Source organism: Dyadobacter sp. UC 10 (genome assembly GCF_008369915.1).
Taxonomy (GTDB): domain Bacteria; phylum Bacteroidota; class Bacteroidia; order Cytophagales; family Spirosomataceae; genus Dyadobacter.
Window position 1 is genome coordinate 1,852,906 of record NZ_VSRN01000001.1, and the last position, 24,492, is coordinate 1,877,397.

At 46.1% G+C, this 24,492-nt stretch carries 14 protein-coding genes; 4 read left to right on the forward strand and 10 right to left on the reverse strand.

Annotated elements, in window-relative coordinates:
* Window positions 1–31: 31 nt before the first annotated feature.
* Complete coding sequence (locus tag FXO21_RS07420) at window positions 32–3,292, reverse strand: SusC/RagA family TonB-linked outer membrane protein (RefSeq protein WP_149639496.1); 3,261 nt, start codon at window positions 3,290–3,292, stop codon at window positions 32–34.
* Window positions 3,293–3,621: 329 nt separating this feature from the next.
* Between FXO21_RS07420 and uvrA the strand changes: the two genes are divergently transcribed.
* Entirely contained in the window at window positions 3,622–6,474 is a 2,853-nt protein-coding gene (gene uvrA / locus FXO21_RS07425; RefSeq protein WP_149639497.1) for an excinuclease ABC subunit UvrA, read from the forward strand.
* On the opposite strand, the gene FXO21_RS07430 is transcribed toward uvrA, so the two are convergent.
* Together FXO21_RS07430 and FXO21_RS07435 are read right to left on the reverse strand one after the other, a co-directional pair.
* Window positions 6,475–7,209: a LytR/AlgR family response regulator transcription factor gene (locus FXO21_RS07430; protein WP_149639498.1), complete on the reverse strand. Its 735-nt coding sequence runs from the start codon at window positions 7,207–7,209 to the stop codon at window positions 6,475–6,477.
* A complete protein-coding gene (locus FXO21_RS07435) occupies window positions 7,206–8,276 on the reverse strand; it encodes a sensor histidine kinase (RefSeq protein ID WP_149639499.1) in 1,071 nt (356 codons plus the stop codon). The genes FXO21_RS07430 and FXO21_RS07435 overlap by 4 nt, the downstream gene beginning before the upstream one ends.
* A gap of 359 nt (window positions 8,277–8,635) precedes the next feature.
* On the opposite strand from FXO21_RS07435, the gene FXO21_RS07440 reads away from it, so the two are divergent.
* Window positions 8,636–11,503 (forward strand): outer membrane beta-barrel family protein, encoded by a 2,868-nt coding sequence (locus FXO21_RS07440; protein WP_149639500.1) that lies wholly within the window; start codon window positions 8,636–8,638, stop codon window positions 11,501–11,503.
* Window positions 11,504–11,556: 53 nt separating this feature from the next.
* Here FXO21_RS07440 and hemC read toward each other — a convergent pair whose 3' ends face one another.
* The 7 genes from hemC to FXO21_RS07475 form a co-directional block, all read right to left on the reverse strand.
* Window positions 11,557–12,489, reverse strand: coding sequence for a hydroxymethylbilane synthase (gene hemC, locus FXO21_RS07445; RefSeq protein WP_149639501.1), 933 nt, complete (start codon window positions 12,487–12,489; stop codon window positions 11,557–11,559).
* 18 nt (window positions 12,490–12,507) lie between these two features.
* A complete protein-coding gene (gene rimK, locus FXO21_RS07450; RefSeq protein WP_149639502.1) occupies window positions 12,508–13,410 on the reverse strand; it encodes a 30S ribosomal protein S6--L-glutamate ligase in 903 nt (300 codons plus the stop codon).
* Between the two features lie 34 nt (window positions 13,411–13,444).
* Window positions 13,445–13,909 (reverse strand): ATP-dependent zinc protease family protein, encoded by a 465-nt coding sequence (locus tag FXO21_RS07455; protein ID WP_149639503.1) that lies wholly within the window; start codon window positions 13,907–13,909, stop codon window positions 13,445–13,447.
* Window positions 13,906–15,024, reverse strand: a complete 1,119-nt coding sequence (locus tag FXO21_RS07460) for a DNA polymerase III subunit (RefSeq protein ID WP_149639504.1) — start codon at window positions 15,022–15,024, stop codon at window positions 13,906–13,908. The genes FXO21_RS07455 and FXO21_RS07460 overlap by 4 nt, the downstream gene beginning before the upstream one ends.
* A 40-nt stretch (window positions 15,025–15,064) precedes the next feature.
* Window positions 15,065–16,258, reverse strand: a complete 1,194-nt coding sequence (locus tag FXO21_RS07465) for a putative sugar nucleotidyl transferase (protein ID WP_149639505.1) — start codon at window positions 16,256–16,258, stop codon at window positions 15,065–15,067.
* 127 nt (window positions 16,259–16,385) lie between these two features.
* Window positions 16,386–16,637 carry a type B 50S ribosomal protein L31 gene (locus FXO21_RS07470; RefSeq protein ID WP_149639506.1) on the reverse strand — a complete coding sequence of 84 codons (252 nt, stop codon included), beginning with the start codon at window positions 16,635–16,637 and terminating at the stop codon, window positions 16,386–16,388.
* A gap of 129 nt (window positions 16,638–16,766) precedes the next feature.
* A complete protein-coding gene (locus FXO21_RS07475; RefSeq protein ID WP_149639507.1) occupies window positions 16,767–17,678 on the reverse strand; it encodes a sugar phosphate isomerase/epimerase family protein in 912 nt (303 codons plus the stop codon).
* Window positions 17,679–18,116: 438 nt separating this feature from the next.
* Between FXO21_RS07475 and FXO21_RS07480 the strand changes: the two genes are divergently transcribed.
* Window positions 18,117–20,561, forward strand: coding sequence for a ribonucleoside-diphosphate reductase subunit alpha (locus FXO21_RS07480; RefSeq protein WP_149643407.1), 2,445 nt, complete (start codon window positions 18,117–18,119; stop codon window positions 20,559–20,561).
* Window positions 20,562–20,840: 279 nt separating this feature from the next.
* Window positions 20,841–24,485, forward strand: a complete 3,645-nt coding sequence (locus FXO21_RS07485; RefSeq protein ID WP_192579182.1) for a T9SS type A sorting domain-containing protein — start codon at window positions 20,841–20,843, stop codon at window positions 24,483–24,485.
* Window positions 24,486–24,492 lie beyond the last annotated feature (7 nt).

Genomic DNA, 24,492 nt, shown 5'->3' on the forward strand with positions numbered 1-24,492 from the left:
AAATATGAAATTATGTGAATGTCAAAGAGGATTAGAAACCGAAACGTAAGCCCACCAGGTAGGATTTGGAAACCGGATAAGCGCCTTCATCCACACCCATGTGCTTGTCTTCGTTATCATTACTGGATCTTCTAAGGTTAATGTCAGGGTCAAGACCAGTATATTTTGTGAATGTGAAAAGGTTCTGTCCCTGCACATAAACTTGTGCCGAATTGATCTTTATCTTTTTCAGAAGCACGGAAGGTAGCGTGTAAGTCAGCTGGATATTCTTGATACGGAAGTAAGAACCGTCTTCCAGGAAGTAAGAAGAAACCTGCTGGCTGGTCGCATCGCTGGAATTCAGCCTTGGTAATTTCGCATCATCACCCGGTTTTTTCCAGGAGTTGTAAAGCATATCCTTGGATCTGTTGCCCTGGAATACGTTGAAATCAGTCCAGTATCTCACATAGTTGAAGATCTCATTGCCCTGCACACCCTGTCCGAATACAGTCAGGTCAAAAGCTTTATAGCCCACATTCAAATTCACACCATAGTTGAAATCCGGGTGAGGATTTCCGATTATCGTTCTGTCGGCGGCTGTAATGATTCCGTCACCATTTGTATCGCGGAATTTGAAAGTACCTTCACGCGTATACGAACCAAACTTAGGCGCTGCATCTGCTTCCGCTTTATCCTTAATTACGCCGTCAACATAATAACCATAGTAACTGGCGATAGGAGAACCCGCCCTTGTGGCCGACATCGCGGGAAGCCGGGTTGCAAATCCAAAAATTGTAGCGCTAGGGTTGTTGTTCAGCTTGATCACTTCGTTTTTGTAGTGCCCAAAATTTACGCCGACCATATAATAGAAGTCGCCTTTTTTATCGCGGAAATTCACACCGACATCAAAGCCTCTGTTACGAACTTCACCGATATTGGTATAAGGAATAGTACCTGTACCTGCAGTTCTTGGAATCGCGATCTGAGTTAACATATCGCTTGTTACACGATTGTACAAGTCGAGCACGACTTCCATTTTATTGTTCAGCAAAACCGCATCCAAACCAATGTTGGTAGAAGTATTGGTTTCCCATTTACCATTTGCGTTTCCGAACTGAACCAGGTCAAACCCGCCGACGATCGACGTTCCCGTTCCATTGATATCATACGCATTGTTCTGAGGATCAGGCGCATAAAGAGTATATGCGTTGTACACATTCGGGATGAGCTGGTTACCCGTTTTACCCCATCCGAAACGAATTTTCAGATCGTCCAATACCTTTTTGGTAGGCTTCATAAAGTTCAGCTCTGTCATACGCAACCCCACAGAGAATGCAGGGAAGATACCGTAACGGTATGTTTCGGAAAAACGGGAAGATCCGTCGCGGCGCAATGTAAAGTCTGCCAGGAACAAATCTTTGAAACCGTAGTTAATCTTACCAAACTGCGAAAATAATGCGCTTCGTGTGGCTCCTGCACCTGCATTAGCCAAGCCTGCAGCTGAACCTGCGTCCAGATAGCGGTAGTCAAGATCGTCGAATGCAAAACCACTTCTGCTAGCCTGAAAACGTGCAGAGTAAGTTTTTACCGCCTCAGTTCCAAGAAGTACGTTCAAATTATGCGAACCGAAAATCTTGCCATAGTTCAATGTGTTAAACCAGGTGATCGACCGGTCCAGGTCATTAATGACGTTCATACTATTTGAATTACGTGCCTCAGCAGCCTCGATATCCCGGTGGAAATACTCCGAGCGGTTCGATTGATTGTATTCCAGACCAAAGCTGGTACGGGCAACAAGACCAGGCAAAATGTCTACCTGCGCATACATATTACCGAACACGTGCGTGCCTTTGGTAATGTTGTCTTTTTCACGATACAAGCGCGCCAGCGGGTTCGGGGCATTGCCCAGGTTGCTTCCACGGCTACCGGCAAATCCGTTATAATCTGAAGTATTATTACCTCCCAGTGCAGCAGGACCGCCTGTTACGTCAAAAACCGGAATAATCGGATGGACGCGGATCGCGAACATGATCGGGTTACCTTCGTCGTTGTTCGTAATTCCCTGCCTTTCATCATAAGAGAAAGTCAGGTTTTCTCCTACGGTCACTTTTCCTTTTGTGAATTCGGTGTTTGCACGGATCGAATAACGTTTGTAGTTGGTATATCTTAAAATACCATCCTGCTTGAAATAGTTGGCCGAAATTGCATACTTGGCTGATTTAGAGCCACCTGATGCACCGATCTGATAGTTGGAAATAGGGGCCGGGTCGAAGATCACGTCCTGCCAGTCAGTTCCCTCCTTGTTTGCCTTTGTGAAGTTGAACGCTGTCTTGCCAAGGTTTGGATCTGCGATATCATTGGTGTAAGTATAATTTTCAGGCAGGGTTCCAAAAACGTTTGGATAAATGTAGTCGGCGATGGTCTGCTCTCCATTTGGACCGAATTTATATTGTACCGAAGGAGAAGTCGCGGTCGGATTTTTTCCCGCGCCGAGATCAGCCTGATAAAGATATTCACCCAGTTCTCTGGTATTGAGCAGATCCAGCATTTTGCCAGGACGCTGCGTGCCGGTGTAAAAATCGAAAGTAATGCTCGGCTCGCCTGGCTTTCCTTTTTTCGTTGTAATGATCACAACACCGTTCGCTGCCCGCGCACCATAGATCGAAGCAGCAGAGGCATCTTTTAATACCTGCATGGATTCAATATCGTTCGGGTTCAGCTGGTTGAGCGTGCCTTGTGTCGGTACCCCGTCAATCACATAAAGCGGACTGTTGTTGTTGATCGAGCCAAACCCACGGATACGTACCATTGTTCCACCTCCCGGAGAGTTATCATTTCCGACTGTTACCCCAGCCGCACGCCCTTGCAGCATTTGAGTAACACTGGCTGTCGGTACGGCAGTCAGTTCTTTTGGATTGATAACCGTGACAGCCCCGGTAATATCCTGCTTACGCTGTGAGGCGTAACCGGTTACAACCACCTCTGTCAGGCTTTTGATGTCATCGGCCAGACTTACATCGATCACCGATTTCGAACCAACGGTAATCTCCTGTTTAATGTAGCCGATAGAAGAATAAACCAAAACTGCATTGGCGGCATTGACCTGGATCGCATACTTTCCTTCGGAATCGGTCACGGTTCCGGTGTTGGAACCCTGTAGCTGCACATTTACTCCCGGAATCCCGGCACCGTCGACAGAAGAGGAGACTTTTCCGGTGACCTGTTTGTCTTGCGCATAAACCGTGCTGCTGTTCAGCAATGTCCATAGCAATAAGGTTACGGAAGTCAAAAAGACTCGTAAATTTTGTTTCATAAAATAGGGATGTTTGAATGTTAAATATGTATTACTAATAGTCAATATAATATCAAAAATACAAATCAAAAAGACATTACAAGGTATGTTTTGGTATATAACAATGAATAAATTGTAATATACACATGGTTACAAATACCCGATTTCCGGTTAATATCCTAATTGGCAACGTTTGCATTACAATAGAAAATCACAGAATATTTCAATAATCTAAATGTCGAATACTAATAGGAATGTTATAAAATTTATGCAACTCAAGGTGTATTTTTGTGGTTAGTCCATAGACGCGACCCGCAGAAAATATTTATTCATCACCATCAACTAAAGTATTGGAACATCTGAATGCGACAGAACTTGCAGGGCAGGATCTCATTGAAGTAGAGGGCGCCCGCGAGCATAATCTCAAAAATATTGACGTCAACATCCCCCGCAATAAACTGGTGGTTGTGACAGGAATAAGTGGCAGCGGGAAGTCTTCCCTGGCTTTTGATACCATTTATGCCGAAGGCCAGCGGCGTTATATGGAGAGTTTTTCTTCTTATGCAAGAGGTTTTATAGGTGAAATGGAGCGTCCCGATGTGGACAAGATCAGCGGGCTTTCGCCGGTTATCAGCATTGAACAGAAAACCACCTCGCGAAATCCGCGCTCTACGGTTGGCACAGTTACCGAAATCTATGATTTTCTGCGCCTTTTGTATGCCCGGGCTGGTGAGGCATATTCGTATGTAACTGGAAGAAGGATGATCAAACAGTCTCAGGATCAGATTGTCAACCAGCTTTTATCCCAGTTTGTAAATAAAAAGATAGTACTGCTGGCTCCGGTCGTGAAAGGCAGGAAAGGACATTACCGGGAGCTATTTGTCCAGATTACCCGTCTAGGCTATACGAAGGTGCGCGTCGACGGTGAAGTGCTGGATATTACGCCCAAAATGCAGCTTGACCGCTACAAGGTACACGATATCGAAATTGTGATCGACCGGATTATTCCGAAGAACGAATCGGAAGACAGCCAGTCACGGTACCGGCTAAGCCAGTCGGTAGCAACTGCGATCAAGCAGGGAAAAGGGGCATTGATGGTTTTGGATGAAAAAGGGGCAACTTACTATTTCTCTCAAAACCTGATGGATCCCGAATCGGGTATCAGTTACGACGATCCGGCACCTAATGCATTTTCTTTCAATTCACCTTACGGCTGGTGCCCTACCTGCCAGGGCCTGGGAATGATCGAGGAGATTACAGAAGAATCTATAATCCCCGATAAAGCTTTGAGTATCAGTAAAGGCGGAATTGCACCAATGGGTGAATACCGGGAAGCCTGGATATTCAAACAACTTGAGGTATTACTTAAACCTTACAAAATCACGCTGCAAACTCCACTTAATAAATTTCCCGAAGAAGCAGTTAAGCTGGTTCTCTATGGAAGTGAAGATGCTGTGCCTGTACCTTCGAAAAAGTACCCGGGGACCGAATGGGAGACGAAGTTTGACGGTATTATCAATTTTCTGAAAAGGCAGCAGGAAAGCGGGAATGATAAGATACAGGATTGGCTGAAAGACTTTATGTCGATCCGCACTTGTCCGGAATGCGATGGAAAAAGGCTAAAAAAAGAATCGCTGCATTTCAGGATCGACGGAAAGGACATTTCGGAATTATCGAATAGCGACGTACGTGAACTGGCTGACTGGCTGGTGAACCTGGAAGACCGGCTCGAAGAAAGACAAAAAGTGATCGGGCACGAAGTACTGAAGGAGATCAGGAAACGAGTTGGTTTTTTGCTGGATGTAGGATTGGACTACCTCACTTTAAACCGGGCACTGAGAACTTTATCCGGAGGAGAAGCGCAGCGGATCAGGTTGGCAACGCAAATCGGTACGCAACTTACCGGAGTTCTTTACATTATGGACGAGCCGAGTATCGGGCTGCACCAGCGTGATAATGTGCGGCTTATCAATTCCCTGAAAAGCCTGCGTGACCTTGGCAATACGGTTTTGGTCGTGGAGCATGACAAAGATATGATGCTCGCTTCTGACTACATTCTGGATATTGGACCAGGCGCTGGCCGTCACGGCGGAAGTGTGGTAGGCGCCGGCTCGCCGGAAGTTTTTTTGAAAAACGGATCACTTACAGCTGAATACCTGAGCGGCCGGGAGGCTATTGAAGTTCCACGAAAGCGCAGGAAAGGTTCTGGACAGTCGATTTCGTTGAAAGGCTGCACAGGACATAATCTTAAAAACGTGAATATGTCGTTTCCGCTGGGTACGATGATATGTGTGACAGGTGTAAGCGGAAGCGGAAAATCCTCGCTGGTTCATGAAACGCTCTTCCCGCTTTTAAACGCCCATTTTTATAAGTCAAGAAGAGAACCTCTGCCTTACAAATCGGTGGAAGGATTGGAGCATATTGACAAGGTAATTGAAGTAGACCAATCGCCGATCGGGCGGACTCCGCGTTCAAATCCTGCTACCTATACCAATCTTTTTACAGATATCCGCACACTTTTCGCGGAACTTCCGGAGTCCAAAATCCGGGGGTATAAGCCGGGCCGGTTTTCATTCAATGTAAAAGGCGGGCGCTGTGAAGACTGTGAAGGTGCCGGAATGAAGAAGATTGAAATGGATTTTCTGCCCGATGTGCATATCAACTGTGAAACCTGCAAAGGAAAACGCTTCAACCGGGAAACTTTGGAAGTGAGGTTCAAGGGAAAATCGATTGCAGATATTCTGGATATGACTGTAGAAACTGCATTGGAGTTTTTCGAGAATATGCCAAGATTACTCCGCAAAGTGCAGACCCTGAATGATGTAGGGCTCGGCTATATTACCCTCGGGCAGCATGCGACTACACTTTCGGGAGGCGAGGCGCAGCGTGTGAAACTATCTGAGGAATTGTCGAAACGCGACACAGGAAAAACGCTTTATATCCTCGATGAACCCACCACCGGTCTGCATTTTCAGGATATCCGGCATTTGCTGAATGTTTTGAATAAACTGGTCGAAAAGGGAAACACTGTTTTGATCATTGAACATAACCTGGATGTAATTAAGGTCGCTGATCATATTATAGATGTCGGTCCGGAAGGTGGTGCAAAAGGCGGACGCATTATTGCAGAAGGCACTCCCGAAAAAGTGGCGAAAGTGAAAGGGAGTTTTACAGGGCATTTCCTGAAAGAAGAGCTCAAATAGCTACATCCATTTACTTAAAAACTGGTTGAAATTCTCTTTGTACTGGTCGCTGACAGGGATGGTAATCGCTCCGATCTGGATCGTATTCTTGGTCACTGCGCTGATCTTATCGAGATTGACAATGAAAGACCGGTGTACGCGCATGAACCTGGAAGCCGGAAGTTTTTCTTCCAAAGCTTTCAGGCTCGTGAGTGACAAAGTGGGTTTCGGATCCGATTTGAGGTGGACCTTCACATAATCTTTGAGTCCCTCCATGTACAAAATTTCATCGTAAGCAATCCGTACAAGCTGGTATTCAACTTTCAAAAACAAGTACTCATCCTTGTTTTCCACGGAGCCTGCCGACGATGCTTTTTGCAAAAGTTCGGCATAAGCCTGCGCTTTTGATGCAGCACGGAGGAACTCTTCATAATTAAAGGGTTTTAGGAGATAGTCAATAGCGTCGACCCGAAAGCCATCGAGGGCATATTGGTTAAAAGCGGTTGTAAATATGATCCTGGGAGCTCTTCCACCCGCCTTTTCAATGACCCGGGCCAGTTCGATTCCGGTAAGATCTGGCATTTGAATATCCAGGAATATCAGGTCAATCTGCTGATTGTGGATGATCTGCAGCGCCTCCACGGCACTGGAATATCTACCTGTAAGAGACAGGAACGGTGTTTTTTCGATAAATGCGCAAACTAAACCGAGTGCCAGCGGCTCATCGTCTACGGCAATACATTTTAATACGTTCATGCCGTTTGCAATTCCAGATGTACTTCAAATTCTTTTCCGGCCTTATTCTCGTTCACTTCCAACTGGTATTTCCCAGGGTATAGCAAGTCAAGGCGTCGCTGCGTATTGGCTAGTCCGATGCCGTTACTTTCGTCAAGGATTGCCCTTTTGTCTGGGAAAAGCGTATTTTTTACTTCTACAAATATCTTATTATCGCCCTGGCTGATCCGGATATCGATCTGGCTCGGCTGAACTGCGCTTACTCCATGCTTGAATGCATTCTCAATAAAAGGCAAAAACAACATAGGCGCGATCGACACATCGTGCAATGGATTCGGCGGGTCCAGGTGGACGGTTACCTTGTCTGTCAGTCGCAACTGCATCAGTTGAATGTAATCCTGCGCGAATGCAATTTCCTGGCTCAGCAATACCGTACCGTGCTGTGTTTCATACAATACATAGCGCATCATCCTGGAAAGCTTGTGCAGCGCTTCCCGCGCAGCTTCCACGTCTATTACCGTTAATGCGTAAATGTTGTTTAAGGTATTAAAGAAAAAGTGCGGGTTAATCTGTGCTTTCAGAAATGAGAGCTCGGAGTTGATCTTCTCCTTTTCCAGGTTCTGGCGATACTGCTTGTCCATTTGCGCCCCCCGCACAGCCGCAATACTGGTACTTAATCCGATGACCATCAATGCAGTGATCATGGCAAAATTGTCCAGTTTCTCAGCCCGCTTTTTAGGTCCGTTTGCTTCCCGTGCCAATCGAAACGCACTTTCCATCTGGCCTCCGAAACCAATATAATTCTTCACCTGCTCCATGGCGAAAGCCATGACAAAGACCGACGCGACATTCAGTAGGATGAATTTTACATATTTGTTTTTGGCAAGATACCGGGGAAACCAGAAGTAATAATTAATATAAAAGATAGTCACCAGCAATGTAAACAGCACGGCCTGCTTCACCCAAAATGCTACCGGAAACTGAATTTGCCAGCTAAGTGGCTGCCACATCAGGAACATGGCCAGAAAGCCCCATCCCAGCAGGTGCAGGAGGAGTGGAGGGAATTTTCTGGCTGCGCGCGTATCCATTTTCAATCGGTTAGGTTTATGTCAATCATCCCGACATACAACACAATCTTACAGGGAAATTATCAAATACCCTATTTCAATCGATCAACGCGCGATGAATGCCGACTGATCCGCATGCAGAATCTATTAACCGAAAACGCAGGATGATGGGTTATTTGTTGTCGGATTGAGCTGAACCAGTGCATTTTGTGACCGCCAGTCGACTTTTTTCATCGGCAATACCGCGCGACTTGATCGTTTGAAACGCCCCTTTGATCGGTACATTACCTGTTTCTATCTATTCCTCTTTTTTCAGCCGGCATTAGGTACTTATTTTGAAATTCGAAGTAGAACATCACTTATAATATTCAAACCCAACCATGAATCTTAGTATACGATTAACATTTCTGGCGCTTTTGTCCGGAATCACATTTGGAGCCAATGCCCAATTTGGCGGGGGCGGCGGCAGGCCCGGCGGTGGAGGCGGAGATTTCCGCGGAGGTGGTGACAGGCAGCGTCAGACGGTTATCCCCGGTACTGCGGAGGACACCCGCAGCGGAAGTGGAAAAATAAAAGGTATTCTTGTCGATTCTGTCAGCAAGAAACCTGTTGAATTTGCCGCATTGTCGCTTGTTGATATTAAAACGAATAATCCGATAGACGGTACTACTACCGACGAAAAAGGGGAATTCAACATGTCGAAAGTTGCTTCCGGGAATTTCAAGATCCTTATTTCTTTTATCGGTTATAAAACGAAAACGATCAGCGACATCAAGATTGATCGAAAATCGGACATTAACCTGGGCTCGATCGACCTCGCCCCGGACGTAGTGCAGCTGAATGAAGTGGAGGTGGTAGGAATGGCGCAGCTGGTGGAAGAAAAAGTTGACAGGCTTGTTTACAATGCCGAAAAAGACATTACCAGCAAAGGCGGCGACGCTTCGGATGTGATGAAGAAAGTCCCGATGCTAACGGTCGATCTGGACGGGAACGTTTCTCTGAGAGGAAGTTCTAATGTGCGGGTTTTAATTAATAATAAGCCTTCAACCATTATCGCTACCAGCGTCGCTGACGCATTACGCCAGATTCCTGCGGATATGATCAAGTCCGTCGAGGTTATTACCTCCCCTTCTGCGAAATATGATGCGGAGGGTTCGGCAGGTATAATAAATATTGTTACCAAGAAAAGTACGATCCAGGGTGGAACACTGAACCTGGATACAGGTATTGGAAACCGGGGATCTAATCTGGGATTGAGAGGAAATTACCGGGTGGGCAAAATGGGATTCAGTCTGGGTGGCTTTGGTAGGTTTAACTATAATATGCCCGGCAAATCCGAGAACCTGCAGATCGGTAAAACCGAAAATTTCTCGATCCGTCAGACCAGCGAATCAGACAATAAAATGTCTTTCGGTTCATACAATTTTGGCTGGGACTACGAGATCGATTCAAAGACCTCCTTATCGGCGAATGTCCGGTACGGAATGCGGAATATGAGAAACTCGCAACAGCTTTCCACATTTGACACACCCAGCTCCGGCCCTCTCCGGAACGGTTTTAGGGATGTTACCTCGAAGGATTTGTCCGGTACCTGGGATGTCAATGTAGATTATATCAAAACGCTGACGAAACCACAGCAGGAACTAAGTATTTCCACACAATTCAGCCGGAACAACCGGACGAATGATTACACAGCCGATGTATTTTCATGGAGCGGCACAAGTACCCGCGAATTTCTGGGCCAGGAACTGAACGACAACAACAGCCACAATCAGGAAAGCACGGTTCAGGTAGATTATCAAACTCCGATCAAAGACAACCAAATGCTGGAATTCGGAGGAAAAGGCATTTTCCGTCAGGTAGTTAGCAATATCGAATATGGCGGTCTCATCGCAACACGCCCGGTGAGTGCATTGAACTATGATCAGAATGTAGGAGCAGGCTATTTGTCTTATACCTACACAACCAAAAGCAGATTTACGATCAAAGCGGGCACGCGATATGAGTATACCAGTATCGATGCCACCCTGGGAGAGCAGGGTAAATTGATCCTGCCGGCTTACAGTAACCTGGTACCAAGCCTCAACCTGTCACAAACATTCGGCAAAGGGCAGACTATCAAACTGGGCTACAACCGTCGTTTGCAGCGTCCCGGCATTCAATTCCTAAACCCGAATGTTAACTCTTCCAATCCTAAGAATGTAACCTTTGGCAATCCTAACCTTGATCCGGAACTTACTGATCAGGTGGAAGTGGGAACGAGCTTTTTCAAAAATTCACTTTACGTGAACGTTTCGGGATTTGCACGTTTTACCAATAATTCAATTGAAAGTATTCGGACAACGGATACTTCTGGCGTGATCTCAACTACTTTCGGCAATATCGGTGAGAAGAAAAACTATGGTGTGAATGTTTTCGGAAACATTACACTCTTTAAAAGATGGCAGATCGGCGGTGGATTTGATGCCTATTATGCCAATCTGAAAAACAACAGCATCGATCCTTCGCTTCAATCCAATAACAGTGGCATTGTTGTAAGCGGTCGTTTCCGGACAAGTTTGAACATTAAAAATGGCTGGGGATTGCAGGCAGGCGGTTTTGCACGTGGCCGAGAAGTTCAGCTGCAGGGTACGCAGGCAGGTTTCAGAATGTATGACCTGGGTATCAGGAAGGATTTCAAGAATAAACGCGGAAGCATCGGTTTCGGAATGGAAAACTTCCTGGCGCCGTCCTTCAAAATGCGCACAAGTCTTGAATCGAATACATTTACGCAAACCAACACCAACTATCTTTTCAACAGAGGGTTCAGGCTGAATTTCTCTTACCGTTTGGGTAAAATGACGTTTGTTGAACAGAGGACGCGTAGAAGAAAATCGGTTAATAACGATGACCAGAAAAGCGATGGAGGCGGAATGGATGGCGGCGGCGGCGGACAAGCTGCACCGGCAATATCGGCTCCGGCAGTTTCTCCGGCAAGAGGAGGCGCAGCTGGCAGGCCACAAGGCGCACGTCCAGCCAGCGATAGTACCGCAAGACCGGCTCGTCAGGGAATGCCAGTGCAGCAAGGTACCACGCCAGATTCTACCATAAAGCGCGACTCGACGATGCGGCCGGATTCCACACAACGTCCTGCGGTAGTTCCCGCAGATTCGACGATGAAACCTGACAGTACTGAACTTCCTGTGAGATCAGATTCAATTCCTGCGAAACCCGCAGTTCCGGCAGATTCACTGCCGAAGAAAGAGTAATATAAAACCCGTTAACCGAAGTAAAGCCCGGACTCAGTGCCGGGCTTTTGCTTTTAAGAATTTCCACTTTGGGACCGGATCGATTGCAATATCCTGTCGGCACCGGCTTCAAGAAGTTCGTCGGCGAGGGCCAGGCCGAGCTCTTCAGGGAACACCTGGGCACCGGTTTGGGTTTTTCGGATAAGTTCCGATCCATCGAGGCTGACGATACCGCCGGTAATATGGATTTGTTCACCATTCAAAGTTGCCATTGCAAAAACCGGAATGCTGCACCCGCCTTGTAATCTTTTCAGGAAGGCGCGTTCAGCCAGCAGGCAGATCTCGGTTTCTTTGTGATTCAGCAGATCTTTCAAAATGCTCTTTTTCGTTTCGTCCAGCGCAACAGCGCATTCAATCGCCACACTCCCCTGCCCCACTGCCGGCGTAAATTCGTCTAGTAATAAATGCTCTGCGATCTTGTCGTCATATTCCATTCTGTGCACACCTGCATAAGCCAGCAATAATGCATCGCATTGTCCTTCTTCCAGCTTTCTTAGCCGCGTCTGCAGGTTTCCGCGCATATCGACGGTCTTAATCTGCGGATAAAAGTGTTTTAAAATAGCAATGCGTCTTGTAGAAGAGGTTCCGACGACAAATGGTTCGCCGGTCTTCAGTGACAATGCCGTATTGTGGCTTACCAGCACATCGTTCGCTTTTTCGCGTTCGGTGAATGCGATGATTTCGAATGCATCGTCGAGCTGAGATTGCAGGTCTTTCGCGCTGTGGACAGCAATATCTATTTCACCTGTCCTTAATTGATCTTCCAGTTCCTCTGTGAAGACGCCTTTGCTGCCTATTTTTGATAAAGACCGGTCGAGGATCTTATCTCCTTTTGTTTCAATAATTACTATTTCCGAGGCTATTCCACCGGCCTGCAAAAGATCTCTGACATAATATGCCTGCCAAAGAGCCAGCTTGCTTCCGCGCGTTCCTATTTTTATATGCATGATAATATGTAATCTATTTTAAACTCCAACAGTATCTCCTTCGTCGGTAACAATCTTGTCTTCAATATAACTAACAATCAATGCCGCAATGTCAATTCCGCTGATTTCTTCAATGCCCCTAAGACCAGGTGATGAGTTAACTTCCATCACGAGCGGGCCGCGATCGGATTGCAGCATGTCAACTCCGGCAATCTTGACGCCCAGCGCTTTTGCGGCGGCTACAGCAGTTTCCTCTTCCTCCGGAGTAAGTTCGACCAGGCTCCCCTGGCCTCCCCGGTGCAGGTTACTTCTGAAATCTCCGTCCGCACCCTGGCGGCGCATTGCGGCGATTACTTTGTTCCCGATTACAAATGCACGAATATCCGCACCTTTGGATTCGGCGACATATTCCTGTATCAAAAAATTAGCCCTTAGCCCGTAAAAGGCCTCAATCGTAGATTTGGCTGCTTTGATCGTCTCGGCCAGAACCACTCCCACGCCCTGGGTTCCTTCCAGCAGTTTGATCACCACCGGCGGCCCGCCTACCATATGAATCAGTTCATTGACCTGTGAGGGATTTTTTGCAAAAACAGTCTTTGGAATATCGATACCGGCCTTCGCCAGGACCTGCATACTTCGGAGCTTATCCCGGGAACGCAATATCGCCTGCGATTTGACGGTAGTAAAAATTTTCATCAGTTCAAGCTGGCGCACTACCGCGCAGCCAAATGCACTTACCGACGTGCCGATCCTTGGAATGGCTGCGTCAATTTCCGGAACCGGTTTTCCTTTATATACAATGGAAGGCTTGCCGCCCTCGATCATCACAAAGCATTTAGTATGGTCAATAACAATAGGTTGATGGCCTTTTTGCTTGATTGCCTCCACCAAACGTCGCGTCGAATAAAGGTCTGCATTGGTGGATAAAACGGCGATTTTCATATAACAGGAAAAATTAGCACAGCTTGTGAGGGAATTAGTCGTCAGACTTTAAACGGTTTGGTGCCAATGAATGCCTGGCGGCAGACAGGTTTTTTTGAGAAACATCGATGATAAACCGGTTTTTCAGCAATTTCCGACCTATTAAGATGGGATACTGCATTTTCCGGCGGTTGGCGAGAGAAAATTCTGTCCGGATCTTTTTGCCAAAAATCCGGACTTTTGTCTTGATTACGTACCGTTTCTCTTCTTTACCCGATGAATTTCTTATTACGGTTTCCTTGAAATCTTCGACGATAAAAGACTGTTGCGGGGCACCTTTCTTTTTGTCGAGATAAAACTGCAAAAAAGTTTGCTCTCCGTCTTTGATCAACCGAACCCTGGAACAGTGAATAGCAGAGGTAGCGGCACCGGAATCGATCCTTACAGGTACATTCAGCCAGCCCAGTTCTGGGAGATCAACCAAATCAGTGGCCCCGATTACTTGTATTGCATGTTTCATTTACGCTGGAAGAAATGGGCGATGGTTAATGAAAGATCCAGGAAAACCATTTTGGCCCGCACGTTGCGCTCAATATGATAATGAGCGGTATTAACCTCGCCGATCATCTTTTCGAGAGAATCAAAATTGACGGTTTTGGAGAAATTCTGGACAAATGTGAGCTCTTCCTGCGGTACCCTCAGTAACTCCCCGGCCCCGTTACTCCATATCAGCATATCTCTGAAAAGCCTTAATGCATATTCCAGTAAACCTTTTTGCCGCTCTTTGGACATTACGTCGTATCCGTCAGCCAGCTTAACAAGGTGCGAAACGTCGTATTTGTAGCAGGAACGCATCCAGCCGGCAAACCAGCCCGAGCGATCGTCTTCGTCTTCCTGAACCAATTTTAATGCTTCCGACAAATTGCCGTCGCTCAAATAGGTAACCTGGTTGACGATATTTTCACTGACTTCCTGCTTTTTTAGATAGCTGCGAATTTCATCGTCGGAAAAGGCCGGAATTGTAATGCGCTGTGTTCGGGATATGATGGTCGTCAGCAACTTGTCCGTCTGGTCACTTACCAGCAGGAAAAGTGTTTTTTCCGGCGGCTCTTCCAAAATTTTTAGTATTGCATTGGAAGAAGCGGCATTCATAATATCCGGCTTCCAGATCAGCAGGATTTTGTATTCACCTTCATAAGCCTTCACAGAGAGCTTACGAAGAATGCCTCTTGCTTCTTCGACCGATATATTGCCCTGTTTATTTTCCGCACTGATAAAATCGAGCCAGTCGGGCAGTATTCTGTAAGGATTTTCAAGCAAAAACGAGCGCCAGAGCGGGAGAAAGGCTTCGCTGTTTTTACCATCCGTTTTCTTCGAGGTTGCGATTGGAAAGATGAAATGAAAATCCGGGTGGATCAGTTTGCTCATTTTGAAGCAGGAGGCGCAAGTCCCGCACGCATCCTCTTCCTGCTTATTTTCACAATTGATATAGGTCGAAAAAGCGAGTGCCATCGCCAGCCCGCCTCCGCCTGCGGGAAAGTCGAACAACTGGGCATGGGCCAGGTGACTATTTTTCACCGAGCGCCTCAGCGTGGATTTGATCGGTTCGAGACCCGGAATATCTTTGAAAAGCACGGTAAATCGGAGTTAATCTTTTTACAATCGGAGTGTGTAGTTAGTAGTTACGCTGGTTCCGTGTAAGTTCGAATAAGGTTTGCAAAATGGAATGATCCACATCGTCAAAAACTACATTACGCCTGCCTACGGTATCAGCTGCGACGGCCGCTGCCTTTTGCAAACGATATTCGCAAAACCCTTCGAGAGCCCCCCCCCAGGAAAATGACGGAATATGTTTTTGCTGAAAGCCGCTACCGAATACATTCACACTTACGCCAACAACCGTTCCGGTGTTGAACATGGTCGAAATACCTGCTTTGGAATAGTCGCCCATGATCAGGCCACAGTTTGTGAGTCCGGTATTCTCCAGCTGATTTGTCGCGTAGCTATGTAGCTTTACAATACTATGGTCATTTTTCAAATTCGAATTATTGGTATTTGCGCCAAGGTTGCACCATTCCCCTAAAACGGAATTGCCAAGATAACCGTCATGGCCTTTGTTGCTGTATCCTGTTAATATACTGTTACTGATTTCGCCGCCAGCTTTACAGAATGGCCCGATAGTAGTATTGGGCCTGATTTTAGTACCCTGTGCCAACGTGGAATTCTCACCGATCGCAAATGGTCCCTGCACCATTGAACCTTCCTGGATAAGCGCATTTTTGCCGATATAAATAGGGCCGTTTTCCGCATTCAAAATGGCAGCTTTAATAACTGCGCCTTTCTCTATGAAAATCTGACCCTGGTTATAGCAATGCGTAAAAGGGTCGGAAACAGGCTCAGAAGTTCTGTTCCTGGTAATACTCTCAAAATCAGCACTAATCTGCGCTCCATTGAAAGTAAATATGTCCCATACATTCCGGATTAACGTAAATGATCTGGAATAGGTTATGGCATTCAACCGCTCGAATCCCTGGGTAGTTGCCCACGGTTTGTCTGTTCGTAACGCCAATATTTCACTACTATCCGATATTAAAACAGAATTGATTTCCAGATTTTTTATTGACGTTATAAGCTGATCGTCGGGACAGAGGCTGCCATTGATAAACAGATTATCCTGCGAAGTAACGGAAGGGAACCTCGTACTTAAATACGGGACAGTTTGGAAAGAAACCTGCGAATCCAGGCAGCCTGACCACTTTTCTGCAATCGTTAAAATACCGCAACGGATTTGGCTGGTCGGCCTGGTGTATGTAAGTGGTAATAGCTGCGTACGAAGTACCGGATCATCAAATAGAATTACAGCGGGCATATTTGTTCAGTATGTATGATCAAAGTTCGGTCATTTTATTGGTTAGGACAAAAAAAGAAGCAGTCTCCTGTGCATTTGTCAGGAGACTGCTTCAATAATTATTTTAAAGCAAAAAGCGAAGTGCTTGTTATGCTTCTTTCTGTCCGTAACGTTTTCTGAACTTGTCAACACGTCCCGCAGTATCAACCAGCACATTTTTACCGGTATAGAAAGGGTGTGACTGAGAAGAAACCTCTACTTTATAAACAGGATAAGATTTACCGTCTTCCCAAGTGATGTTTTCAGTGGTTTCGATCGTAGAACGTGTAATGAATTTATAATCGCTCGACAGATCCCAGAAAACTACCTCTCTGTATTTGGGATGAATATCTTTTTTCATTGGTATATGGTATTATTTGTTTCTGTACAATTCTCAAAAAGGATTGCAAAAGTAAGTATTCTAATTTTTCAAACCAAGTTTTAAAACTGTATCTTTTTAAATATTAATACCATACGAACGTTTTCAGCACTAAACCTCGCTCAGTTGCTTTTTCAGAACCTCGATCCCTTTCTTGGCCTCTTTATGAAAATCGTTATACACAAAGCACTCAATCGAAAGCCCGCCTTTGTAATTGATCTTTTTTAATGCGCCCAGGTAAGGCCTGAAATCGTCGCCTTTGACCCCGGGAGGTGTGCGGCTCTCTTTTTCCGCGATGTGGCAATGCACAATATGCTTACCATATTTCACGATCTCAGTCGCGGGTTCGTCTTCCTTTAACATATGATATATGTCACAAAGCAGCTTGATCGACGGACTTTTGACTGCATCGATGATCTCCACGCCTTCCGCGAGGCTGTTAATAAAATTGGTTTCACCTTTATTAAGTGGCTCTACGGCGATGGTGACGCCATATTTTTCAGCCAGCGGGGCCATTTTTTTGGTCAGGTCGATGTGCTGTGCTTTGGCAGTGGCCCGGTCGAAACCTTCCGGGATGATCCGGGAGGCGCCGCTTCCAAACACCACATACTGAGATTTACACTCCTTCGCTCTTTTCAAAACAAGTTCGGTCCTTTGAAGAATAGCCTCGTGATTGGCATCAGGGCCAAGTGTCTTCAATGCTGCCGGCAAAAGGATCACATAGGATTTGATCGGAAAGTTCTCATGTTTGAGCTGCTCCAAATTCTTTTCGTATTGCTCGTCGCCTTTTTCAGGAATCAGAAAGCCTGTAACAGACTCCTCTATATAAGAGCACCCCGATTCTTTCAGAAAGTTGGCTTTGTTGTATGCGGCATAAACGCCCAGCGGGATCATATATTCTGGCTTTGTTCCGTGCATCGCAAATGCTTCCGGAAACACCGATCCCGCCGCCATTCCTGCAAATACCCCGGAAGTCCGTTTCAGGAAAGTTCTTCTGGTAGCTTGATCTACTTTTTCGCTCATATTGACAGGTTTTTTTGTTTATATGTTTTAAAAAATTGAATGCTAAATTGACTTAGAAAAATAAAAGTTTACAAATTTAGATTATGTATAAAGAATCTTCTTGTCATAAATCATTGATTTTCAGATTGGGTATTGATATATTCGAATTAATCTTGAACTGATGACCGGAAAAAAGTTTACAAATTTTGCGATCATTATTTATATGATTTTTTTTCATTGACTCTCCCAAGTCCGATCGGGAGTTAAATAACTAGTTATAAGATTCTTAACAATTTTATAATTTGTACTATGCCGGTAAGGCGCGATTTTTGAGTAAAAAGCAGGTTGTGATTGTGATTAATTTAATGTTATTTCAAGAGATTTTTAAGAATAATCTTCCAAGACAGTCCCCCGATTTTTCATCACTAACGTCCTTTAAAACACCACATTACTATGTCAATGTATGTAATTAAGCGAGACGGTCGCCGCGAATCCGTAAAATTCGACAAAGTGACAGCCCGCATTGAAAAACTGAGCTACGGCCTGGACACCAAGTACATTCAGCCGGTAGAGGTTGCTAAGAAGGTTGTGTCCGGCATTTACGATGGCGTAACCACTGCGGAGCTGGACAACCTGGCTGCTGAAACAGCTGCTTCCATGACAACCAAGCACCCGGATTACGCTATCCTTGCTGCCCGCGTCGCTATCTCAAATCTTCATAAGAACACATTGAAGTCGTTTTCGGCGACAATGAAGCGCTTGTTTACATACATTGATTCGAAGACTGGCGAAAACGCATCACTTATTTCCAAGGATGTTTATGAGGTAATCCGTCAGAATGCTTCCCTTTTTGATTCTACTATCATATATGACCGGGATTATGCCTATGACTATTTTGGCTATAAAACCCTGGAGAAATCATATTTACTGAAAGTTGACGGAAAAATTGTAGAGCGTCCGCAGCATATGCTGATGCGTGTGGCTGTCGGTATTCATCAGGAAGATGTGCAGGCTGCGATCGAAACGTACCATTTGCTTTCTGAAAAATGGTTTACGCACGCAACACCTACCCTATTCAATGCTGGAACTCCGAAGCCCCAAATGTCTTCGTGCTTTCTTCTGACCATGAAGGAAGACAGTATCAGCGGAATATATGATACCCTCAAAAATTGTGCGTTGATCTCTCAGTCTGCCGGTGGCATTGGATTGAGCATACATGATGTGCGTGCAACCGGTTCTTATATTAAAGGAACAAATGGACAATCAAATGGTATTGTCCCTATGCTCCGGGTTTTCAATGATACTGCGAGATATGTAGATCAGGGCGGCGGGAAGCGCAAAGGCTCCTTTGCAATATATATGGAACCCTGGCATGCCGATATTTTCGATTTCCTTGATCTTAAGAAAAATCATGGCAAGGAAGAACAGCGTGCACGCGACCTTTTCTATGCGCTCTGGATTCCCGATTTGTTTATGAAACGCGTCGAGGCCAATGATACCTGGTCCCTGTTTGACCCGCACGAATGCCCCGGGCTTTCCGATACGCACAGTGAAGAGTTTGAAAAGCTGTATGAGCAATACGAACTGGAAGGAAAGGCGCGTAAAACGATTAAAGCGCAAGACCTTTGGTTTGCAATCATGGAATCGCAGATCGAGACAGGTACTCCTTATATGTTGTACAAAGATCACGCAAACAGCAAATCCAACCAGCAAAACCTGGGTACGATCAAGTCTTCCAACCTTTGTACTGAAATTATTGAATATACCGCACCGGACGAGGTAGCGGTTTGTAACCTTGCTTCCATTGCGTTGCCCAAATTCGTTGAGCAAGGTGCAGATGGTTATATGCGGTTCGATCACCAGAAATTGTATGAAATCACGAAAGTGATCACACGCAACCTGAACAAAATCATTGATCTGAACTACTATCCTATTCCGGAAGCTGAAAAAAGCAATAAAAGACACAGACCGATCGGTATCGGCGTGCAAGGTCTGGCAGATGCATTCTGTTTGATGCGTATGCCATTTGATTCGGATGAAGCACGTCAGTTGAACAAGGATATTTTCGAGACCATTTATTTCGGATCAATGGAAGCATCCATGGAGCTCGCGATCCAGCATGGTCCGTACGAAACCTGGGCAGGCAGCCCGATTTCGAAAGGTATTTTCCAATTTGATATGTGGAATGTTACTCCGGACAGCAACCGCTGGGATTGGGGTAAAATGAGAAAGGATGTCATCAAGTATGGTGTTCGCAACTCATTGTTATTGGCACCTATGCCGACTGCTTCCACCAGCCAGATCCTGGGTAATAATGAATGCTTCGAGCCGTTCACCTCTAACATTTATGTAAGAAGGGTTCTTTCGGGTGAATTTGTAGTAGTGAATAAATATTTGTTAAAAGATCTGGTGCGGCTGAATCTTTGGAATGAAGAAATGAAAAACAACCTGGTACGTGCAAGCGGATCAGTGCAGGCAATTCCAAACATCCCCCAGAACATCAAAGAACTTTATAAAACGGCCTGGGAGATCAAGCAGCGAAGCCTGCTGGACATGTCAGCGGATCGTGGTGCATACATTTGCCAGTCACAGTCGCTGAACATCTTTATGGAGGAGGCAAACTTTGGTAAGCTTACCTCCATGCATTTCTATGCCTGGAAAAAAGGACTTAAAACAGGAATGTATTATTTACGTACACGTGCTGCTTCTGATCCGGTTCAGTTCACCGTAAGCAAGCAGGCAGAAGTACTCCTGGAACCTGCGACTGAGGTTGTTACAGAAAAAGAACTGAACTATATTCAGTATGCGGAAGAGCATGCGAAACCTGTGATGCCGCGTGACAATCGTTCTGACATGCAATGTTCACTGGATGATCCGGAGGGCTGTGAGGCTTGCGGAAGCTAAGCGCAATCCGGCAACATGAAAGATTGACATTTCTATACTTAGCCACAGCCTGTCGCCTTTAGAGGCTGTAAGTAAGTTATCATAGGTTAAAAAAATGTGTCCATTTGAAAGTTTATGTCCAAGCGACAAGAACTTTCCAAATGGGCACATTTTGTTTCTTCCGGGGCTTGCTGCTCTTTTTGTTTTCTGGATGCGAGATTCGATTTACCAGTCATAAAAAATTTCAAAAAATATGTGACCAATCCGAAAAGCCTACGTCTAAATGGCAAAACTTTTCAAATGGACACATTTACCCTTTCTCGAAGGTCTCGCAAGTTGCTTGTTTTCCTGGCGGTTATTAGCATTTCACCATCCATTCTGGCACAAATTCCGGCCGCGCCCAAAACCCTCCAAAGTCCGGCAGCCGCTGCATTTAGCACTCATGGAGACATTCCGGTTTCCCTTTTCACGGGAAAGCCCGATATCAATGTCAACCTGCATACGATTACCGACCACAAGCTGGAAATTCCGATCGCATTAAACTACGATGCTTCCGGCGTGCGACCGGATGCACATCCAGGTTGGGTCGGACTGAATTTCAACTTGTCAACACATTACGCGGTAACCCGCACCATCAGGGATGGGCCGGATGATTGCCCATACCAGGATAGCCGGGGGAAATTGGGGTATTTTCTTGCAGCCGGCCTTGTTAATGATAATAACTGGAATACATCTGCCGGCATCAAATCCATCGTAGACAACAGCTTTCTCGGCCGTGACCTGGAACCGGATGAATTTGCATTTAACCTGCCCGGCATTTCGGGGAAATTTTATTGGGGCCACGACGGAAAATTCAAAGTACTCTGTGACAGGCCCGTCAAAGTCAAACTGAGTTCCAATGTTATCGACACCGCGCCCCCATTTATTCCCCCTTCCAACACACATATCACTGCCAACTATTTTAGCGTCTGGCGAAACGAGCCGAATTACCGGCTGCATGCGAAAGGGTTTATTATAACGGATGAATCCGGCAATAAATACGAGTTTGGCGGCAGCAATGCTTTTGCCGAGTACGGTATAGACTTTTTCGCTCAAGGTGCCGAAACGTGGAATTGCAATGCCTGGTATCTCAAATCTATTACCCAGGTCACCGGCCAGGTCACGAATTTTACTTACGAAAGAGGCGCAATGGTGGCGCAAATGTATTTTTCTCTTTACCAGGGCCAGTACAAAGTCGGTGGCGGCGGGTTTCTGGATGCCGAATGCGAAAACAACCCCTCGCTCTTTCCGGTGAATGGCCCTGTCAATGGAAAACTAATCTCTCCTATCTATTTAAAAGAAATTTCCGGGACAAATTATAAGGTTAAATTCACATCTACTCAAAGTATGGATCTGCGCTACGACGAAGCAATTTTTGCTCCCTATGTGAATTGGAATAAAAGCCCTCTTGGAAATAACAATCAGACACACAATATTTTATTGTATTTATATTCCTGTTACTATCCGGTCAGGTCGCCATCCTGTGTCGAGACTGACCCGCCGCTGGCCGATCTGCTGGCCACGCTGCAATGGCGCAAGCTGGACAAAATCGAAATCCAGACACCAGGTGGGGTCACCGTTAAAGAATTCGGTTTTACTTACAATAATTTACCCAACGAACGGTTGATGCTGCAAAGCGTTCAGGAGAAGTCGGGAGCGAAAGTGGTTCCGCCTTATGTATTCAGTTATTTCAGTTCGCCCGGGGTCTCCCTTCCATTTTATGCCCGCTCGCATACCGATCATTGGGGATTCAATAATGGTAAACCGATCACCGCCCCTGATTTTTCGATACCGAACTTTTATACCGCCTATGGAGATACCTTTCGCTCGCCAGATGCCGACAGCAAATATGTAAAAGCAGGTTCGCTAACCAGGATCAAGTACCCGACCGGAGGCATGACGGACTTTGTTTTTGAGCCTCATACGTATTCCAAAGAGGTAAAACTGGCGAGGTGGACCGGCCTTGATTCCTATCCTTCCAACAAGCTGGCGGGTGGCTTGCGGGTCCGGGAAATCAAAAGTTATGACCCAAACATCGCCGGATCGGAAGTAGTAAAAACATACAGCTACGTTGCTGGCTTTAATCCGTTGATACCTAATGCTGCTTTGCTTTCCAGCGGGGTTTTAGGTGGAAAAGCCCAATATTATTTTACGGGCTACACGCCAAAGCCCAATGACAATTTTACGTATACCCAAAATATTTTCTCGACGCAGTCGGTACTTCCCGGCTCGGAAAATAGTTACGGATCGCACATCGGCTATTCGGAAGTGGTAGAAGCTACCTCGACCGGGGGCTGGACAGTCCATAAATTTTCAAATTTCGACAACGGATACCTGGATACGCAGGCTTCAGGGACTTTGCAAACAGGTTTTACAGCTTATCAGCCTTACAATAGCACGGCTAACCAGCGCGGGAAAAAGCTTTCAGAAGAAAAATATCATGCAAATGGAAGCAGGGTAAGTAAAAACGTTTACCAATATGCATTAACCGGAGCGCTTGCGGACTATTCTGCCCGTGCCGAAAGGACATTGCTCACCTATTTATGCGACGGTGATCACCGGGTTTATGAAGGTACTGCCTATCTGATCGATGTACGTCCATTCCTGCCTTCCCAGGAAGTTTATACGATATATGATCAGGATAATCCTGCTCAATATAGTGCGGCGACTACCAAAAACTATAAATACTGGCCGAATGGGCAACTGCATATACAAAGTGAAACAGACAGTCGCGGGGAAGAGATCAAAACGCGCTACCAGTACCCGCCGAATTTCCCGGATGCGGTCCATGTGGCGATGACGTCCCGGAATCAGATTGGCACAGCCAGTTCAACATTGACTTATACCGGACCAGACAACGCGCCTGTCACGCTCAGGCAGCAACAGGTGGACTTTGGATTATTTAATGGTTTTTATTTACCCAAAAAGGTCTCTTCCGGCGTCGGCACGGTGCTGCCGGTCACATTGAGCAGCGATATCGACTTTTTAACTTATGACATACGGGGCAACCTGCTTACTTACAAGGAAAGAAACGGGATGAACACCAAGCTGGAATATTTTGGCCCGGCTGATGTAGGGAAAACCGACCTTTTGAAGAAAAGGACCGTTTCTGACGGAGCGGCAGAGGCTCAGGCGGTGAGCTACGATCACAAAACCCTGGCGGGCATCCAAAGCATCACCGACCCGAATTCCAAGGCAACGTTCTATGAATATGACGAGTTGGGCAGGCTTGCCAATATCCGGGACAATAATGCCGGCGGCGTGGTGCGGGCCTCTTACTGCTACAATTACGCCGGTCAGCCTACTCCTTGCACAGCCCTTGCACCGACGGGAAGCATTGCGGCGTCCAGCCTGGTGCTCATCGCGAGCGAGTTGCCGCTGCCTGTTACATTGATCCGTTTCGAGGCAGTAAAAAAGGAAGCCATAGCTGTGCTGACCTGGACCACCTCTTTCGAAACCAATGCGGACAGGTTTGAAATCGAGCATAGTGAAAATGGCAAAACCTGGAAACAACTCGGGATCGTCATGGCTGCCGGAGAAAGTACAGACGATCATACCTATTCATTTGATGACAGCAAGCCCCTAAAAGGAGAAAACCTTTACAGGCTTAAAATGGTGGACCGTGACGACACCTTTGCGTATAGCCAGATACGCAGCCTGGTGTTCAGCGACAGTGAAGCAGAGATTTACCCCAACCCAGTGAGTGTAGGAAAGAAACTGAACCTGACGATCGGCGACCTGGGCACGGTGCGCAGTATTCAATTTTTTGATAGTGCCGGCAAGATGGTTTTGCAATCCCCCGTGGCCCGCACAATCGATACAGACCGGCTTATCCCCGGCCTCTACATCATGCAAATCACTTTTCTGGATGGAAGCGTCAGCACGCATCGGGTTGTAAAACAGTAATTATCAC

Excerpts from the sequence above, each read along its gene's own strand:
- FXO21_RS07420 (WP_149639496.1), bottom strand. The coding sequence starts at position 3,292 with ATGAAACAAAATTTACGAGTCTTTTTGACTTCCGTAACCTTATTGCTA.
- FXO21_RS07430 (WP_149639498.1), bottom strand. The coding sequence starts at position 7,209 with ATGAACGTATTAAAATGTATTGCCGTAGACGATGAGCCGCTGGCACTC.
- FXO21_RS07435 (WP_149639499.1), bottom strand. The coding sequence starts at position 8,276 with ATGGATACGCGCGCAGCCAGAAAATTCCCTCCACTCCTCCTGCACCTG.
- FXO21_RS07440 (WP_149639500.1), top strand. The coding sequence starts at position 8,636 with ATGAATCTTAGTATACGATTAACATTTCTGGCGCTTTTGTCCGGAATC.
- hemC (WP_149639501.1), bottom strand. The coding sequence starts at position 12,489 with ATGCATATAAAAATAGGAACGCGCGGAAGCAAGCTGGCTCTTTGGCAG.
- rimK (WP_149639502.1), bottom strand. The coding sequence starts at position 13,410 with ATGAAAATCGCCGTTTTATCCACCAATGCAGACCTTTATTCGACGCGA.
- FXO21_RS07455 (WP_149639503.1), bottom strand. The coding sequence starts at position 13,909 with ATGAAACATGCAATACAAGTAATCGGGGCCACTGATTTGGTTGATCTC.
- FXO21_RS07465 (WP_149639505.1), bottom strand. The coding sequence starts at position 16,258 with ATGCCCGCTGTAATTCTATTTGATGATCCGGTACTTCGTACGCAGCTA.
- FXO21_RS07470 (WP_149639506.1), bottom strand. The coding sequence starts at position 16,637 with ATGAAAAAAGATATTCATCCCAAATACAGAGAGGTAGTTTTCTGGGAT.
- FXO21_RS07475 (WP_149639507.1), bottom strand. The coding sequence starts at position 17,678 with ATGAGCGAAAAAGTAGATCAAGCTACCAGAAGAACTTTCCTGAAACGG.
- FXO21_RS07480 (WP_149643407.1), top strand. The coding sequence starts at position 18,117 with ATGTATGTAATTAAGCGAGACGGTCGCCGCGAATCCGTAAAATTCGAC.
- FXO21_RS07485 (WP_192579182.1), top strand. The coding sequence starts at position 20,841 with ATGGACACATTTACCCTTTCTCGAAGGTCTCGCAAGTTGCTTGTTTTC.